Source organism: Pseudomonas phytophila (genome assembly GCF_025643095.1).
GTDB lineage: Bacteria > Pseudomonadota > Gammaproteobacteria > Pseudomonadales > Pseudomonadaceae > Aquipseudomonas > Aquipseudomonas quasicaspiana.
This window is the reverse complement of the sequence record NZ_CP081201.1, coordinates 3,730,436-3,745,250: the sequence shown is the minus strand read 5'-3', so window position 1 is coordinate 3,745,250 and position 14,815 is coordinate 3,730,436. Positions and strand designations below refer to the sequence as shown.

The 14,815-nt window shown below is 58.2% G+C and carries 13 protein-coding genes; 12 read left to right on the top strand and 1 reads right to left on the bottom strand.

Going from position 1 to position 14,815, the window contains the following annotated elements:
• Nucleotides 1-90: 90 nt before the first annotated feature.
• The 5 genes from metC (at nucleotide 91) to K3169_RS16915 (ending at nucleotide 5,764) form a co-directional block, all read left to right on the top strand.
• Nucleotides 91-2,856, top strand: coding sequence for a cystathionine beta-lyase (metC, locus tag K3169_RS16935; RefSeq protein ID WP_263267211.1), 2,766 nt, complete (start codon nucleotides 91-93; stop codon nucleotides 2,854-2,856).
• A gap of 78 nt (nucleotides 2,857-2,934) precedes the next feature.
• A complete protein-coding gene (locus K3169_RS16930) occupies nucleotides 2,935-3,066 on the top strand; it encodes a hypothetical protein (protein WP_255878800.1) in 132 nt (43 codons plus the stop codon).
• Nucleotides 3,063-3,806 (top strand): metal ABC transporter ATP-binding protein, encoded by a 744-nt coding sequence (locus tag K3169_RS16925; RefSeq protein WP_263267210.1) that lies wholly within the window; start codon nucleotides 3,063-3,065, stop codon nucleotides 3,804-3,806. The genes K3169_RS16930 and K3169_RS16925 overlap by 4 nt, the downstream gene beginning before the upstream one ends.
• 178 nt (nucleotides 3,807-3,984) lie before the next feature.
• Nucleotides 3,985-4,854 (top strand): metal ABC transporter permease, encoded by an 870-nt coding sequence (locus tag K3169_RS16920; protein ID WP_263267209.1) that lies wholly within the window; start codon nucleotides 3,985-3,987, stop codon nucleotides 4,852-4,854.
• Nucleotides 4,855-4,870: 16 nt separating this feature from the next.
• Complete coding sequence (locus tag K3169_RS16915) at nucleotides 4,871-5,764, top strand: metal ABC transporter substrate-binding protein (RefSeq protein ID WP_263267208.1); 894 nt, start codon at nucleotides 4,871-4,873, stop codon at nucleotides 5,762-5,764.
• A 130-nt stretch (nucleotides 5,765-5,894) separates the two neighbouring features.
• Here the strand turns inward: K3169_RS16915 and K3169_RS16910 are convergent, their stop codons facing one another.
• A complete protein-coding gene (locus K3169_RS16910) occupies nucleotides 5,895-7,043 on the bottom strand; it encodes an aldose epimerase family protein (RefSeq protein WP_263267207.1) in 1,149 nt (382 codons plus the stop codon).
• 345 nt (nucleotides 7,044-7,388) lie between these two features.
• On the opposite strand from K3169_RS16910, the gene K3169_RS16905 reads away from it, so the two are divergent.
• The 7 genes from K3169_RS16905 (at nucleotide 7,389) to K3169_RS16875 (ending at nucleotide 14,719) form a co-directional block, all read left to right on the top strand.
• Nucleotides 7,389-8,111 carry a FadR/GntR family transcriptional regulator gene (locus tag K3169_RS16905; protein ID WP_122807425.1) on the top strand — a complete coding sequence of 241 codons (723 nt, stop codon included), beginning with the start codon at nucleotides 7,389-7,391 and terminating at the stop codon, nucleotides 8,109-8,111.
• Between the two features lie 86 nt (nucleotides 8,112-8,197).
• Entirely contained in the window at nucleotides 8,198-9,076 is an 879-nt protein-coding gene (locus K3169_RS16900; RefSeq protein ID WP_263267206.1) for an SMP-30/gluconolactonase/LRE family protein, read from the top strand.
• A 219-nt stretch (nucleotides 9,077-9,295) separates the two neighbouring features.
• Nucleotides 9,296-10,300, top strand: a complete 1,005-nt coding sequence (locus tag K3169_RS16895; RefSeq protein WP_027902020.1) for a substrate-binding domain-containing protein — start codon at nucleotides 9,296-9,298, stop codon at nucleotides 10,298-10,300.
• Between the two features lie 161 nt (nucleotides 10,301-10,461).
• A complete protein-coding gene (gene araG, locus K3169_RS16890) occupies nucleotides 10,462-11,988 on the top strand; it encodes an L-arabinose ABC transporter ATP-binding protein AraG (RefSeq protein WP_027902021.1) in 1,527 nt (508 codons plus the stop codon).
• 63 nt (nucleotides 11,989-12,051) lie between these two features.
• Nucleotides 12,052-13,017: an L-arabinose ABC transporter permease AraH gene (gene araH, locus K3169_RS16885; protein WP_027902022.1), complete on the top strand. Its 966-nt coding sequence runs from the start codon at nucleotides 12,052-12,054 to the stop codon at nucleotides 13,015-13,017.
• Nucleotides 13,018-13,256: 239 nt separating this feature from the next.
• A complete protein-coding gene (locus tag K3169_RS16880) occupies nucleotides 13,257-13,772 on the top strand; it encodes a sigma-70 family RNA polymerase sigma factor (RefSeq protein WP_263267205.1) in 516 nt (171 codons plus the stop codon).
• Nucleotides 13,769-14,719, top strand: coding sequence for a FecR domain-containing protein (locus tag K3169_RS16875; RefSeq protein WP_263267204.1), 951 nt, complete (start codon nucleotides 13,769-13,771; stop codon nucleotides 14,717-14,719). The genes K3169_RS16880 and K3169_RS16875 overlap by 4 nt, the downstream gene beginning before the upstream one ends.
• The last annotated feature ends 96 nt before the right edge of the window (nucleotides 14,720-14,815 follow it).

Genomic DNA, 14,815 nt, shown 5'->3' with positions numbered 1-14,815 from the left:
CTCCCACACAGTCTGCTCAGGTCCTCTGCTCACTAGAGAGCAGCACCGCTCCAACAGGTCCTGCATCAATACAATAATTTGTGAGATTCCATGAGCCAAACCATCACACCAGCGCAACTGCAACAGTGGCTTTTCGACGGGCAGGAAATTGCCCTGTTTGATGTGCGCGAGCACGGTCAGTACGGCGAGGCGCATTTGTTCCATGGGCAGAATCTGCCCTACAGCCGTCTGGAAATCGAAGCGCCGCGTCTGGCGCCCAATCCAGCTGTGCGTCTGGTGATTTATGACCAGACCGGCAGTGATGTTGCCCCACGCGCTGCCGCTCGTCTTGCCGCGCTGGGTTATCAGCAGGTATCTATCCTGCAAGGCGGCGCCGATGGCTGGCAGGCGGCGGGTTCGCAGCTGTTTGCCGGTGTGCACGTGCCGTCCAAGGCATTTGGCGAACTGGTGGAAGAGGCCAGTCATACGCCGCACATCAGCGCCGACGAACTGGCCCAATGGCAGGCTCGTGGCGAGCCGTTGCTGGTGCTCGACGGTCGGCCATTCGACGAATACCGCAAGATGACCATTCCCGGCTCCATCTGCTGCCCTAATGGCGAACTGGGCTATCGGCTGCCTGCGCTGATTAACGACGAAACCACACCGATTGTCGTGAACTGCGCGGGTCGCACCCGTAGCATCATCGGTGCACAGACGCTGATCGATCTGGGCGTGAAAAACCCGGTCTACGCCCTGGAAAATGGCACTCAAGGCTGGTACCTCGCTGACCTGCAACTGGAACATGGCAGCGCTCGGCGCTATCCCGATCAGGTTGCGGTGGAGTCCCTCGGCAAACAGCGCGAAGCCGCTCAGGCACTGGCGCAAAAAGCCGGTGTAGAAACGGTCAGCGCCGATCAGGTTGCCAGATGGGCGGAAGATCAAAGCCGCAGTCTGTTCCTGTGTGACGTGCGCACTGCTGAAGAGTTTGCTGCGGCGACGTTGCCGGGTGCGCAACATACTCCGGGCGGGCAGTTGATTCAGTCTACTGACCTGTACATCGGCGTGCGCCATGCGCGCATCGTGCTGATCGATTCCGACGGCGTCCGTGCGCCAATCGTCGCTGCCTGGCTGCGTCAGTTGGGGCATCAGGCTTATGTGCTGGCGGACGGTATCAGCAGTGGTCTGGCGCTGCCCGTCGCGCCGGGCCTGAACGCTTCGCTGTTGCCAACCATCAAGGCAACGGCTGCATTCGATGCTTTGAAGGATGACGCCATTGCCCTCGTTGATTTGCGCCCAAGTACCAGCTTTCGCAAGGCGCACGTCGAGGGCTCGCGCTGGTCGATTCGTCCGCTGCTGGCGAACGCGGTGGCTGATGAAGCGCGACCACTGGTGTTAGTGGCCGACAGCCCGGAAGTCGCACAGCTGGCTGTGCTGGAATTGCCTGAGGCGCAACGCGCAAACGTTCGGTTACTGGAGGGTGGTTTGGCGGCCTGGCAAGCAGCGGGCTTGCCGCTGGTAGAGAACGTGGCAGCGCTGGCCGACGCGCAGTGCATCGACTTCCTGTTTTTTACCCACGACCGGCACTCCGGCAACAAGGACGCCGCACGTCAGTATCTGGCCTGGGAAATCGGCTTGCTGGCGCAAATGACAGAACAGGAAATCAACAGCCTGAAGCCTTTGCACGCAAAAAAGCCTGAGCGCCCGTCCACAGCCTCTGACGTGCGGACACGGCTGATTCATGCCGCGCGTACTGAAAAAGGCAGCGGCGGGCGCGCCGTCAATGTTCCGGTCACACGAATGAGCACCGTGCTGTTCGACAGCCTCAGTCAGATGCGCGACATCCGTAAGCGTCGCGACACGGAGCGCGTTCTGAGCTACGGCGCGCGGGGCAACCCTACCGGTTTCGCGCTGGAAGACCTGGTCACCGAGCTGGAGGGTGGATATCGCACCAAGCTGTTCTCGACAGGTCTCGCAGCTGCGGCGCAAACCTTTCTGGCCTATCTGCGTCCCGGCGATCATGTACTGCTCACTGACGCGGTCTATGGCCCGGTACGCAGGCTGGCCGCGGAGTTTCTCACCCCTTTCGGTATCGAGGTCGGTTACTTCCCGGCCGATGGGCGCGGGCTGGAGGGTCTGCTGCAAGCCAACACCAGAATGGTCTACGCCGAAGTGCCGGGTTCGTTGCTCTACGAGCTGTGCGATCTGCCAGCCATCGCAGCACTGTGCAAACCCCGGGGCATTCTGTTGGCAGTCGACAACACCTGGGGTTCGGGCTACCTGTATCGGCCACTGACGCTGGGTGCCGACATCTCGATCATGGCCTTGACCAAGTACATTTGTGGCCACAGCGATGTGGTGATGGGCAGCGTTTGCACGCGCAAAGAGGTGTGGCCCGCTTTGGGACGGATGAGCGAAACCTTCGGCAACACCGTCAGCCCGGACGATGCTTATCTGGTGTTGCGCGGCTCCCGGACACTGGCCTCGCGGCTGGATGTGCACGAGCGTCAGGCGCTGGAAATTGCCCACTGGCTACAGGCGCAACCTCTGGTCAAGAAGGTCTTTCATCCGGCGCTGGTCGGGCATCCGCATCACGCGTTGTTCAAGCGCGACTTCAGTGGCAGCAATGGCTTGTTGTCGTTCGAACTGGTGAATGCCGATCCTGCTCAACTGGACCTTTTCATCGGCGCCTTGAGTCTGTTCGGACTGGGCGCGTCGTGGGGCGGTTACGAGAGCTTGATTACCGTCGCTGATCTGAGTGATCGGAAGAATCTGGCAGACAAAGCGCTGAACCCGGTGCTGCGCTTGCACATTGGTCTGGAGGATGTGGGAGCGCTGATCGAGGATCTGCAAAAGGGCTTTGTTGCTATTGGAGGGTAGTGAACATAAATGTTATTTCATAACATTTAGAGTGAGCGCTATGTAATACTGTAACGAATCGTTGCAGGTTACTGATTCATGAAAGCTCCACGTGTTCCGTCCATCGCCGGTTCGGTCCTCGCCCAGTCGGCATGGAAGCGAGTCGTGCTCGCCCTGAGCATGCTGATATTTCTGTGGCTGGCCATCGTCTGGGCGGTGGCCATTCCATGAGCGCCGCTATTTCCCTCAAAAATCTCACCGTTGCCTACGAACGGCGGGCTGCGGTGCATCACCTTAATGGGTGCTTCGAGGCCGGTAGCCTGACGGCGATTGTCGGGCCTAACGGCGCGGGCAAATCGACCTTGATCAAAGCTATCGCGGGCACCCTGAAACCGGCGGCAGGACGGGTCGACCGCGGCAATCTGGCGACCAAAACCCTCGGTTATCTGCCCCAGGCAGCGGAAATCGATCGCAGCTTTCCACTGAGTGTCGCGGACACCGTTGCCATGGGGGCGTGGCGCAGCATCGGCGCATTCCGTGGGTTGACTCGCGACCTGGCGAAACGCACCCAGGAATCACTGCAAGCCGTCGGGCTGGAAGGTTTTGAGTCACGTAGCATTGGCTCACTGTCGTCCGGGCAGTTTCAGCGAGTGCTGTTCGCCCGGCTATTGCTGCAGGACGCTGCGGTCATCCTGCTCGACGAACCTTTCACCGCGATTGACGCACGCACCACACGGGATCTGCTGGAACTGGTCCGGGTCTGGCACGGGCAGGGCAGAACCGTCATCGCGGTGCTGCATGACATCGATCAGGTCCGGCAGCACTTTCCGCAAACCCTGTTAATGGCCCGGGAAGCCATTGCCTGGGGTGCGACTGCCGACGTGCTCAACGTCGAAAATCTGCGTAAGGCACGCAACATGGCCGAGTTCTGGGGTGCGGATGCGGAGTTGTGTGGGGAGAAGGCTCAATGATGAACCTGATACCACGCATCCCTGTTGTGAATGCGGAGTCTGTGGGAGCTGGGCTTGCCCGCGATAAGGCTGGATGCGATTCAGGACACATCGCGTCGTCCTTATCGCGGGCAAGCCTCGGTCCCACAGGGGATCGGATTCCAGCCAGCGATTTGTGTTGCCGCTGGGGATCACTCTCATGACCCTCTACACCTTATTAATCGAACCTTTCATCGAATTCGGCTTCATGCGCCGTGCCCTGGTGGCTTGTCTGGCGCTGGGCATTGGCTCGGGACCGGTGGGCGTTTTGTTGATGCTGCGGCGCATGAGTCTGGTGGGCGATGCCATGAGTCATGCGGTGTTGCCAGGCGCCGCACTGGGCTTTCTGTTTTTTGGTTTGTCGCTGCCTGCCATGGGCATCGGCGGCTTGATCGCAGGTCTGGCGGTCGCGCTGTTGTCGGGGCTGGTCAGCCGTTTGACGACGCTGCGTGAGGACGCCAGTTTTGCCAGCTTCTATCTCACCTCACTGGCAGCCGGGGTGATGATCGTTTCCCTGCACGGCTCCAACGTCGATCTGTTGCATGTGCTGTTCGGCACCATTCTGGCTATCGATGCCGACGCGATCTACATGGTCGGCGGCATCGCTTCGTTCACGGTGATTCTGCTCGCACTGATTTATCGGCCACTGGTTCTGGAATGTTTTGACCCCGGATTCCTGCGGGCCGTCGGCGGGCGTGGCTCCCTGTATCACGTACTTTTTCTGCTGTTAGTGGTGCTCAATCTGGTGGCGGGCTTTCAGGCGCTGGGCACCTTGATGGCGGTCGGCATGATGATGCTACCGGCTACGGCGGCGCGTTTCTGGGCAACTTCATTGAGCGCGCTGGTGGCGATCTCGACGCTGGTTGCCACTTTGTCAGGGCTGATCGGATTGATCATTTCCTACCACTTGGGTGTTGCCTCAGGGCCTGCCATCGTCCTGACCGCCAGCGCTTTCTATGGCTTTTCTCTGTTGTTCGGCCGCACGGGCATCCTGCGCGGCCTGTTTCCCCAATCCCATCTGACCCACTGATTTCAAGAGGAACGTCATGAAACGATCAATGCTGTTGAGTTCGATGGCAGCCCTTGTGCTGTCCGCGTTTAGCGTTCTGGCCCAGGCCAAACCGCTGGAAGCCGTCGCTTCATTCACCGTCATTGCCGACATGGTGCAGAACGTTGGCGGCGAGCGGGTACATGTCACGTCGCTGATCGGCCCCAACGGCGATCCGCATGTCTATGAGCCCAGCCCGGCTGACGCCCAAGCGTTGAAGAAGGCCGATCTGGTCTTTGTCAGCGGCTTGCATCTGGAAGGATGGATGGATCGGTTGATCAAGGCATCAGGTTACAAAGGCGAGCCTGTGGTGCTGTCCAACGGGATCAAGACCCGCAGCATGGAAGAGGATGGCGAACGCATCACCGACCCCCACGCCTGGAACAGCGCCGCTAATGCGGTGATCTACGTGCGCAATATCGTTGCCGCGCTGGAAAAAGCCGATCCGGCGGGCGCGAGTCTTTATAAGGCCAATGGCGAGCGCTACACCCAGCAGCTTCAAGCGCTGGACAGCTATGCGAGGACACAAATCCAGTCGATCCCGGTGGCGCAACGCAAAGTGCTGACTTCCCATGATGCGTTTGGCTACTTTGGCGATGCGTATGGTGTGACGTTCCTGTCGCCTCTGGGATTCTCGACCGAATCTGAAGCGTCGGCGGCGGATGTGGGCAAATTGATCCGGCAGATCAAGGCCGAGCACGTCAGTGCGTACTTCTTCGAGAACTCCGGTGATCCGCGCCTGGTGAAACAGATCGCCGATGCCAGCGGTGCCAAGCCCGGTGGCGAGTTATATGTGGAAGCGCTGTCGCCAGCCAATGGGCCAGCGGCCAGTTATGTGCAAATGTTCAAGTACAACGTTGACCAGTTGGTCGCGGCGATGCGGGGTAAGTAATTCTATTGAAATGCATGTTCTGTAGGAGCTGCCAGAGGCTGCGAAGCATTCATCCAGACACACCGCTATCGCAGCCTTCGGCAGCTACAGGTCCATTGGTCACCGCGAGACAGCGCGGTACCTTGAACTTTTAGTTTCCTGAAAACTTAAACACGGTCGTCTGTGTATACGCCTTGCCCGGATCCAGTCGGGTGCTCTGGAATTTCGGCTGGTTCGGCGCGTCCGGATAGTGCTGGGTTTCCAGGGTGAAGGCGCCCCAGTGCGGGTAGACCTTGCCACCTTTGCCATGGATGCTGCCGTCCAGGAAGTTGCCGGTATACAGCTGCACGCCAGGCTCGCTGGTGAACAACTGCAGGCGTCGTCCGGATTGTGGGTCGATGACTTCGGCAGCCAGTTTGCTGACGTCGCCTTTGGTGTCCAGTACCCAGTTGAAATCAAAGCCACCTTGTTTAGGCTCGGCATATTTCAATTGCTGATGGTCCGCCTTGATGTTCTTGCCGATGGCCGTAGGCGTCAGGAAGTCCATAGGCGTGCCTTTGACCGCAGGCAGTTCGCCGGTGGGAATCAGCTTCTCGTTGACCGGCGTGTAATGCGAGGCGTGTAGTGTGGCGACCTGCTTCAGTACATCACCGTTACCCGCGCCCGCGAGGTTGAAGTAGCTGTGATTGGTCAGGTTCAGCACCGTGGGCTTGTTGGTGGTGGCGTTGTAGTGGATGCGCAGCTCGTTCTTCTCATTGAGGCTATAGGTCACCTCGGTCTTCAGCTCGCCGGGGAAGCCCATTTCGCCATCCGGTGACACATAGGTCAGTTTTACGCCCACCCAGCCATTCTCATTACTGGGTTCGGCTTTCCATACCCGCTTGTCAAAACCCTGAGTGCCACCGTGCAAGGCGTTGGTCTTGTCGTTCTGCGGCACCTGATAGGTCTTGCCATCAAGGCTGAACTTGCCATCCGCCAGGCGGTTGCCGAAGCGGCCAATGGTCGCCCCGAAATAGACGGTTCCGTTGTCCTGATAGCCTTTCACATCATCGAAACCGAGCACCACGTCCTCCACCTTGCCGTTCTTGTCCGGCAGGAGCAGCGATTGCAGGGTCGCGCCGTAGGTAATGATGTTGGCTTCTACGCCATGGCTATTGCGCAAGGTGTACTTCTCGACCGCAGTGCCATCGGCTGTCTTTCCAAAAGCGCTGTGTTCATTGGTAAGGCTGGCCGCGTTGGCCGTGAGGGTCGCGATCATCAAGGACAGTCCGAAGCTGCTGAGCAGTGAAGAGGGTTTCATTGAATGTACCTTTTTTTGTTGTTGTGGTGGGGCTGCACCGAACCTTCGATGCGGGCCGGGTTATCGCTGGGTTTGGTTTATTGGTCTGACTATTCATCCTGTTGAATGGTGATAAAAGGATTTATAGCCGATAAAACGTCACTTGAAAATTTAATCGTAATACTATTTGATGGTCGTGGTGATTTTATAGGAGCTGCTGAACGGCTGCGATCTGGTGATTTTCCAGCAGAAAACACATCGCAGCCCTCGGCTCCTCCTACATGCAACACAACAGGCAGGTTTGACAGCCAATCATGTGATGATTAGCCTCAGTTCGCGGAATGGCCGCGTGGTGAGGCGCATCACATGAGCAGTAATTTTCATGCGTCTACAGTCGATTGGCTGGGGGCGTGGATCGCGGCGGGTAATGTGCGGCCGGGTCAGGTGCTGAAAGTCGAAGCGGTGTTGGCTGAAGAATTGGGTGTAAGCCGTACGGTGATTCGTGAGGCGATCAAAACACTGGTCGCCAAAGGACTACTGGAAGTAGGGCCCAAGGTGGGCACACGGGTTTTGCCGTTGCGCAGCTGGAATCTGTTCGACCCACAAGTAGTGAGTTGGCTGGCGCGCAAAGGTCTGCCGGAAGACTTTGTGAAGGATCTGCTGGATTTGCGCAGGACTATCGAGCCCATGGCGGTGCGTTGGGCGTGCGAGCGGGCCAGCGCTGAGCAGATCAGCGAGATTCAATCGGCGTATGCGGCATTGGCAGTATCGGTAGCGGACATGGGCGATTACAACCTGGCTGACCGACGTTTCCATGAGGCGGTTCTGGCAGCCAGCCATAACCGCTTCATCGAGCAAATGCTGCCTGCGCTGGGGGCGTTGCTGGCCGTGTCGTTCGAAGTGTCGTCGGCGGTACCGGGTGAGCTGGGTAAAACCTTGCCACTGCACAAGGATCTTGCCGACGCGATTGCCACTCGTGATGCGGCGCGCGGCGTATGGGCCTGCATGGCATTGATCGAGCAGGCTGCCGGGGTGATTGCCGAATCGTTTGCCCGACAGGCTTTGGCATCAAACAGCTTCACCGACTAACGTTGTACTGATAACCGAACACCCTGAGGCATTTACAAGATGCACCAGGAAGCACGTAAAAAAACAAGAATAAAGGACACTTTCATATGCAATGGCTGCCTGTTTCAGCGCACCGTTTCATGCTGGGCGAAGGCTCGTTCTGGGACGCAGAAACCCAGACCCTGTATTGGGTCGATATCGCGGCCCGACTGGCCTGTCGCCTGTTTGAAGAGCAGTATCAGCAATGGCATCTGCCCGAACCTGTTTCGGCCTTTATCCCCACTCTTCGGGGCGATGCGCTGGTAACGCTGGCCAGCGGCGTCTACCGCCTTGACCTGGATTCTCCTGGCTATACGCCAAACCTCACCCTGTTTTGCAAGGCCGACCCGGTTGACGGTAATCGGGCCAATGAAGCCCGTTGCGATGTCCAGGGCCGCTTGTGGCTGGGGTCCATGCAGAACAATCTCGACGAGGAGGGCGGTGATCTGCCGATCACCCGGCGTTCTGGCGGTTTGTTCAGAATTGATACCGATGGCGCTGTCACGCCTTTGCTTGAAGGCCAGGGTATCGTCAACACCCTGTTATGGAGTGCAAAGGGCGATGAGCTCTACAGCGCCGACAGTCTTGATGGGGTGATCTATCGCTACCCGATCCTTGTCGATGGAAGTCTTGGGGTGCGCTCGATCTGGGCTGCGGAGCATGCCCGCGGCGTTCCGGACGGCTCGGCGATGGACGTCGATGGCTACGTATGGAATGCACGCTGGGGCGGTAATTGCCTGATCCGCTTTGCGCCCGACGGCAGTGTTGACCGGATCGTAGAGTTGCCGGTCAGTCATCCCACCAGCTGCGTGTTTGGCGGTCCTGATATGACCACGCTGTATGTCACCAGCGCGGAGCCGGGCGATGCGCATGGTCAATTTGACGGTGCGCTATTGGCGACAAATGTCGGTATCAAGGGTTTGCCATCGACGCGTTTCGCTGGCTGACGGTTGTAAGCAAAAAGCTTGTTTTATTACCTGAAAAGGAGCGTTCCATGTCGGTGCTTTAGGATGCGTGACACTAGGTTACATTCCGGTCATTGATAATATGATATGACTGTTTTGTTCTTGTTTTGATGTCGTTCCGGATTGCCTTCGGGTGCGGATGACCTCAACACAACTCATTGCTGGACGCTGTAGCTATTCAATAAAAATAAGGAGTTAGCTATGTTGAGTCGTCATGGGATCCGTTCCCTTTGCTGTGCCGCTGTTGCCACTGCTGTGTTGGGTCTGTCGGGTGGTGTATCTGCCGCTGACAAAGTCAAAATCGGCTTCCTCGTGAAACAGGCCGAAGAGCCGTGGTTCCAGACCGAATGGGCCTTCGCTGAAAAAGCGGGCAAGGACCATGGTTTCGAAGTGATCAAAATTGCCGTGCCTGACGGCGAAAAAACCCTTTCCGCTATCGACAGCCTGGCCGCCAATGGAGCCAAAGGCTTCGTCATCTGCCCGCCCGATGTATCCCTTGGCCCTGCGATTGTTGCCAAGGCCAAAGCCAATGGCCTGAAAGTCATGGCCGTGGATGATCGATTTGTCGACGCCAGTGGCAAGTTCATGGAGGACGTCCCGTATCTGGGCATGGCCGCGTACGAGGTCGGCCAGAAACAGGGCGAAGCCATGGCCGCTGAAGCGAAGAATCGTAATTGGGACTGGAAAGAAACCTACGCGATTATCAATACCTACAACGAGCTGGACACCGGCAAGAAGCGTACCGATGGATCGGTGGACGCGCTGAAGAAAGCCGGCTTCCCGGAAGACCATATCCTCTTCACTGCGCAAAAGACCCTCGACGTACCTGGCAGCATGGAGTCCACCAACTCGGCGTTGCCTAAACTGCCTGCCGCAGCGAAAAACCTGATCATTGGCGGCATGAACGACAACACCGTTCTGGGTGGTGTGCGTGCAACGGCTGGCGCGGGCTTCAAACCTGCCAATGTGATTGGCATCGGCATCAATGGCACTGACGCTATCGATGAATTGAAGAAGAAAGAAAGCGGCTTCTTCGGCTCGATGCTGCCAAGCCCGGATAAAGAGGGCTACAACACCGCGCTGCAGATGTACAAGTGGGTGACCACCGGCGAGGAGCCTCCTAAATACACCGCGATGGATGACGTGACACTGATTACCCGGGCGAACTTTCAGGAAGTGCTGACCAAGATTGGTCTCTGGAAGTGAGAGTGCGCGAGGTGCGCACTCTCTAGCACCCGGGAACCCTGTAGGAGTGAGCTTGCTCGCGATAGCGGTGTATCAGCAAATGAAGTGTTGACTGACCCGACGCCATCGCAAGCAAGCTAGCTCCCACAGGGAATCGCGTCTTGATCCGGACAGGAGGTTCCATGCAACCAGCAGCAATTAAACAACCGCTCCCCGCAGGCAGCCTGCGCTTCAACGGCATCGGCAAGACCTTTCCCGGCGTGCGCGCACTGTCGGAGATTACCTTTGAAGCGCGTCCCGGCAGCGTTCATGCGCTGATGGGCGAGAACGGAGCGGGCAAGTCCACGCTTCTGAAAATACTGGGCGGCTCTTATCAGCCGAGTAGCGGCAATTTGTCGATTGGTGACCAGGCCTACAACTTTAAATCCACTGCCGACAGCATTGCCGCAGGTATTGCAGTCATTCACCAGGAGCTGCAACTGGTCCCCGAGATGTCCGTGGCCGAGAACCTGCTGCTCGGGCACATGCCTAGCCGCTGGGGCATGGTCAACCGCCGCGCGATGTTGCGTCAGGCGCGGGAGCTGCTCAAAGGGCTCGCCGACGAGATTGATCCGTCGACCCGGCTCGGTGACTTGTCCCTTGGCCAGCGTCAACTGGTGGAAATCGCCAAGGCCATGTCGCGTAACGCCCATGTCATTGCATTCGACGAACCCACCAGCAGTCTGTCGGCACGGGAAATCGATCGTTTAATGGCGATCATCGTCAAGCTGCGGGATGAAGGCCGGGTGATCCTTTATGTGTCCCATCGCATGGAAGAAATCTTCCGGGTCTGCGATGCGGTCACAGTGTTCAAGGACGGGCGCTTCGTGCGTACCTTCGAAGACATGGCCGAACTGGATCACGACCGGCTGGTGACCTGCATGGTCGGCCGGGATATTCAGGATATCTACAACTACCGGCCGCGACAGCATCAAGGGCCCGGCTTGCGGGTCACTGGATTGCTTGGCCCGGGTTTGCAGGAACCCGTCACTTTCGCCGTGCAAAAAGGTGAGGTGCTTGGCTTCTTTGGTTTGGTGGGTGCTGGTCGTACCGAGATGTTCCGCATGTTATCGGGCCTGACGCGCAGCAAGGCCGGCACGTTGCAGATTGACGGCAAGAACCTCGAACTGCGTTCCCCTCGTGATGCCATTGCCGCGGGAATCCTGCTATGCCCAGAAGACCGCAAGAAAGAAGGCATCGTGCCGCTCTCCAGCGTTGCCGAAAACATCAACATTGGTGCGCGTCCACGCCACGTGACGATGGGCTGCCTGATTCAGGGACGCTGGGAGAAGAGCAACGCCAAACATCAGATTCAGGCGATGAACGTCAAAACACCTTCGCCGGATCAGCAGATGCTGTTTCTCTCCGGGGGCAACCAACAGAAGGCGATTCTCGGGCGCTGGCTGTCGATGCCCATGAAAGTCCTGCTGCTGGATGAGCCGACACGAGGCATCGATATCGGCGCCAAGTCCGAGATCTACCAGATCATTCATAACCTGGCAGCCGACGGTATCGCAGTGATTGTGGTGTCCAGCGATTTGATGGAAGTCATGGGTATTGCCGACCGGATTCTGGTCATGAGTGAAGGCGCTATCACCGGCGAGCTGAATCGCGACGAAGCGGATGAAGCGCGTCTGTTGCAACTGGCCTTGCCGCGAACCCGTGTCTGACACGGACCCGCTACGCGTAGCACAAGCAGAAAAACAAGAATGAAAAACAAGAAAGAGGTGCGTATGTCTACCGAATCCAGTCTGACGGCTCCACGTCAGGGCCTTAACGTGCGTCGTTTCATTGATGACTGGGCGATGCTGATGGCCGCCGTTGGCATCTTCGTGCTTTGCACGCTTCTCATCGATAACTTCATGTCCCCCCTGAACATGCGCGGCCTGGGGCTGGCGATCTCCACGGTGGGCATCGCTGCCTGCACGATGTTGTTCTGTCTGGCGTCAGGGCATTTCGATCTTTCGGTCGGCTCGGTGCTGGCCTGCTCAGGGGTGATCGCCGGGATTGTGATTCGCGATACCGACAGCCTTTTTCTCGGTATCTCCGCCGCCCTGGCCATGGGGCTGGTGGTGGGGCTGATCAACGGCATTGTGATTGCCAAGCTGCGCATCAACGCACTGATCGCGACCTTGGCGACGATGCAGATTGTTCGTGGCCTTGCGTATATCTTTTCCAACGGCAAGGCGGTGGGTGTTTCCAACGAAGACTTCTTCGTGTTCGGTAACGGCCAGCTGTACGGCGTGCCGGTGCCTATTCTGATCACCATCGTGTGTTTTGCGTTTTTCGGCTGGCTTTTGAATTACACCACTTACGGCCGTAATTCTCTGGCGATAGGTGGCAACCAGGAAGCAGCGTTGCTGGCCGGTGTGCATGTGGATCGCACCAAGATCATTATCTTTGCAGTCCATGGTCTGATCGGTGCGCTGGCGGGCGTGGTGTTGGCGTCGCGGATGACTTCCGGTCAGCCGATGATTGGGCAGGGTTTCGAGCTGACAGTGATTTCGGCGTGTGTGCTGGGCGGGGTGTCGTTGAGCGGCGGGATTGGCATGATCCGTCATGTGATTGCCGGGGTGTTGATCCTGGCGATTATCGAGAATGCGATGAACCTGAAGAATATCGATACGTTCTACCAGTACGTGATTCGCGGGTCGATTCTTTTGCTCGCGGTGATCATTGACCGGATGAAGCGGCGCTGAGGCGGTGATTGCAGATAGACCTTAGTGCCTGCATCGCTGGCAAGCCAGGTTCCCACATGAGACCGCTTCCTCCTGTGGGAGCCTGGCTTGCCAGTGATTCAGGCTCCGCAAGTTCAGGCTCGCACTGCAAACTCCTTCTACAAACCCAACCCCCCTCAATAAATTAAAGTTGGCGCTCGCCTCTGAACTACTTAGAATGATTCTCATTTTAAGTAGTGACTCACAGTGAGCGGTTGACGATGAGGGAAGCAGCAGGGCCGTTGGAGCCCACCCTGGAAAGTTTCTACCGCGATCACCGCAGCTGGCTGGAAAGCTGGCTGCGCGGTCGCCTTGGCAATGCATGGGATGCTGCCGATTTAAGTCAGGATACGTTCGTCAAGGTACTGGCCAGCCAGCACAGCGAACCTCTGGCTTCATTGCGTGAGCCGAGGGCCTACCTGTTGACGGTGGGCAAGCGCCTGTTGATCAACCATTACCAGCGTCGCAACGTCGAACAGGCCTATCTCCAGGCGCTGGCGAAGTTGCCTGAACACGTGATTCCTTCACCTGAGCAACGCTGGGTCTTGCTGGAAACCCTGCAGGCACTGGATGAATTGCTCGATGCGCTGCCTTTGCCGGTACGCCGGGCGTTTCTCTGGGCGCAACTCGAAGGTCTCAGCTACGCACAGATTGCAGAACGCTTGCAGGTCTGCGAGCGAACGGTAAAACGTTACATGGCTCAGGCTTACACCCACTGTCTGATGGTCGAGCTATGAGCGGCGCGGTGCCGTCCCGGCAGATTGCTGAAGACGCAGCAGACTTTCTGGTCCTGCTGGAGTCCGGTAGCGCCAATGCCGAAGACCGGGCGCGTTTACAGCGCTGGCGTGAGCAGTCCAGCCATCACGAGCAGACCTGGCAGAAAGCCCAGGGCTTGCGTCAGCGGTTTGCCGGGCTGCCACCGGAGTTGGCAATGGCCAGCCTTGACCGCCCTGACGCCGGACGCCGTGCCGTTCTCAAGCGCGCCTTGATTGTCGCCGCGCTATTGCCTGCGGGCTGGTTGCTGGCTCAACAGACTCCTGTTGCCGCCTGGCGCGCTGATCTTCGCACTGCGTCGGGCGAGCGTCGGGATCTTCGTTTGCCGGATGGCAGCCTGCTGCAACTGAGTACCGCATCAGCGTTGAACATGGATCTGGAGCAGGGCAGGCGGTTGCTGTCGCTGATCGAGGGCGAGATGGCGCTTAACCTGGCCGATAATGTTCCGGCGATGACCATCAGGACGGCTCAAGGGCAGGTGTTCGCCACTGGTGCGGAGTTGTGTATTCGTCAATACGGGCAAAGCTGTCAGGTTTCCGTGTGGCGCGGCACGGTGGAACTCACGCCGCAACAGGGCCCGTCCATGCAACTACAGGCTGGCCAACGAGCCATCATGAGCGCCGAATCGATTACCTCTGTGCAGCCTTTTGATACCCGTCAGCCCGGCTGGCGTCAGGGCGTACTCAGCGTTGAAAATCAGCCACTGGGACGTTTTCTGGAGGAGCTCAGCCGCTACCGTCCGGGCGTTCTGCGTTGGGAGCCCGCGCTGGAGTCGCTAAAGGTCACCGGCACTTTCCGCCTTGATGACACCGACAAGATATTGTTCCTGCTTGCCGCCACCCTGCCATTGCGAGTGCAAACCCGGACGCGTTATTGGGTGACGCTGACCACCGGCAAGTCCACTGCGTGAATTGGAACGCTTTTCCTTTGGGCGTCGCGCTGTCGCGCACCTGACACTGGACCTGTAGGAGCGAGCTTGCCCGCGATAGCGTTGGCACAGCCGATA

Excerpts from the sequence above, each read along its gene's own strand:
- metC (WP_263267211.1), top strand. The coding sequence starts at position 91 with ATGAGCCAAACCATCACACCAGCGCAACTGCAACAGTGGCTTTTCGAC.
- K3169_RS16930 (WP_255878800.1), top strand. The coding sequence starts at position 2,935 with ATGAAAGCTCCACGTGTTCCGTCCATCGCCGGTTCGGTCCTCGCCCAG.
- K3169_RS16925 (WP_263267210.1), top strand. The coding sequence starts at position 3,063 with ATGAGCGCCGCTATTTCCCTCAAAAATCTCACCGTTGCCTACGAACGG.
- K3169_RS16920 (WP_263267209.1), top strand. The coding sequence starts at position 3,985 with ATGACCCTCTACACCTTATTAATCGAACCTTTCATCGAATTCGGCTTC.
- K3169_RS16915 (WP_263267208.1), top strand. The coding sequence starts at position 4,871 with ATGAAACGATCAATGCTGTTGAGTTCGATGGCAGCCCTTGTGCTGTCC.
- K3169_RS16910 (WP_263267207.1), bottom strand. The coding sequence starts at position 7,043 with ATGAAACCCTCTTCACTGCTCAGCAGCTTCGGACTGTCCTTGATGATC.
- K3169_RS16905 (WP_122807425.1), top strand. The coding sequence starts at position 7,389 with ATGAGCAGTAATTTTCATGCGTCTACAGTCGATTGGCTGGGGGCGTGG.
- K3169_RS16900 (WP_263267206.1), top strand. The coding sequence starts at position 8,198 with ATGCAATGGCTGCCTGTTTCAGCGCACCGTTTCATGCTGGGCGAAGGC.
- K3169_RS16895 (WP_027902020.1), top strand. The coding sequence starts at position 9,296 with ATGTTGAGTCGTCATGGGATCCGTTCCCTTTGCTGTGCCGCTGTTGCC.
- araG (WP_027902021.1), top strand. The coding sequence starts at position 10,462 with ATGCAACCAGCAGCAATTAAACAACCGCTCCCCGCAGGCAGCCTGCGC.
- araH (WP_027902022.1), top strand. The coding sequence starts at position 12,052 with ATGTCTACCGAATCCAGTCTGACGGCTCCACGTCAGGGCCTTAACGTG.
- K3169_RS16880 (WP_263267205.1), top strand. The coding sequence starts at position 13,257 with ATGAGGGAAGCAGCAGGGCCGTTGGAGCCCACCCTGGAAAGTTTCTAC.
- K3169_RS16875 (WP_263267204.1), top strand. The coding sequence starts at position 13,769 with ATGAGCGGCGCGGTGCCGTCCCGGCAGATTGCTGAAGACGCAGCAGAC.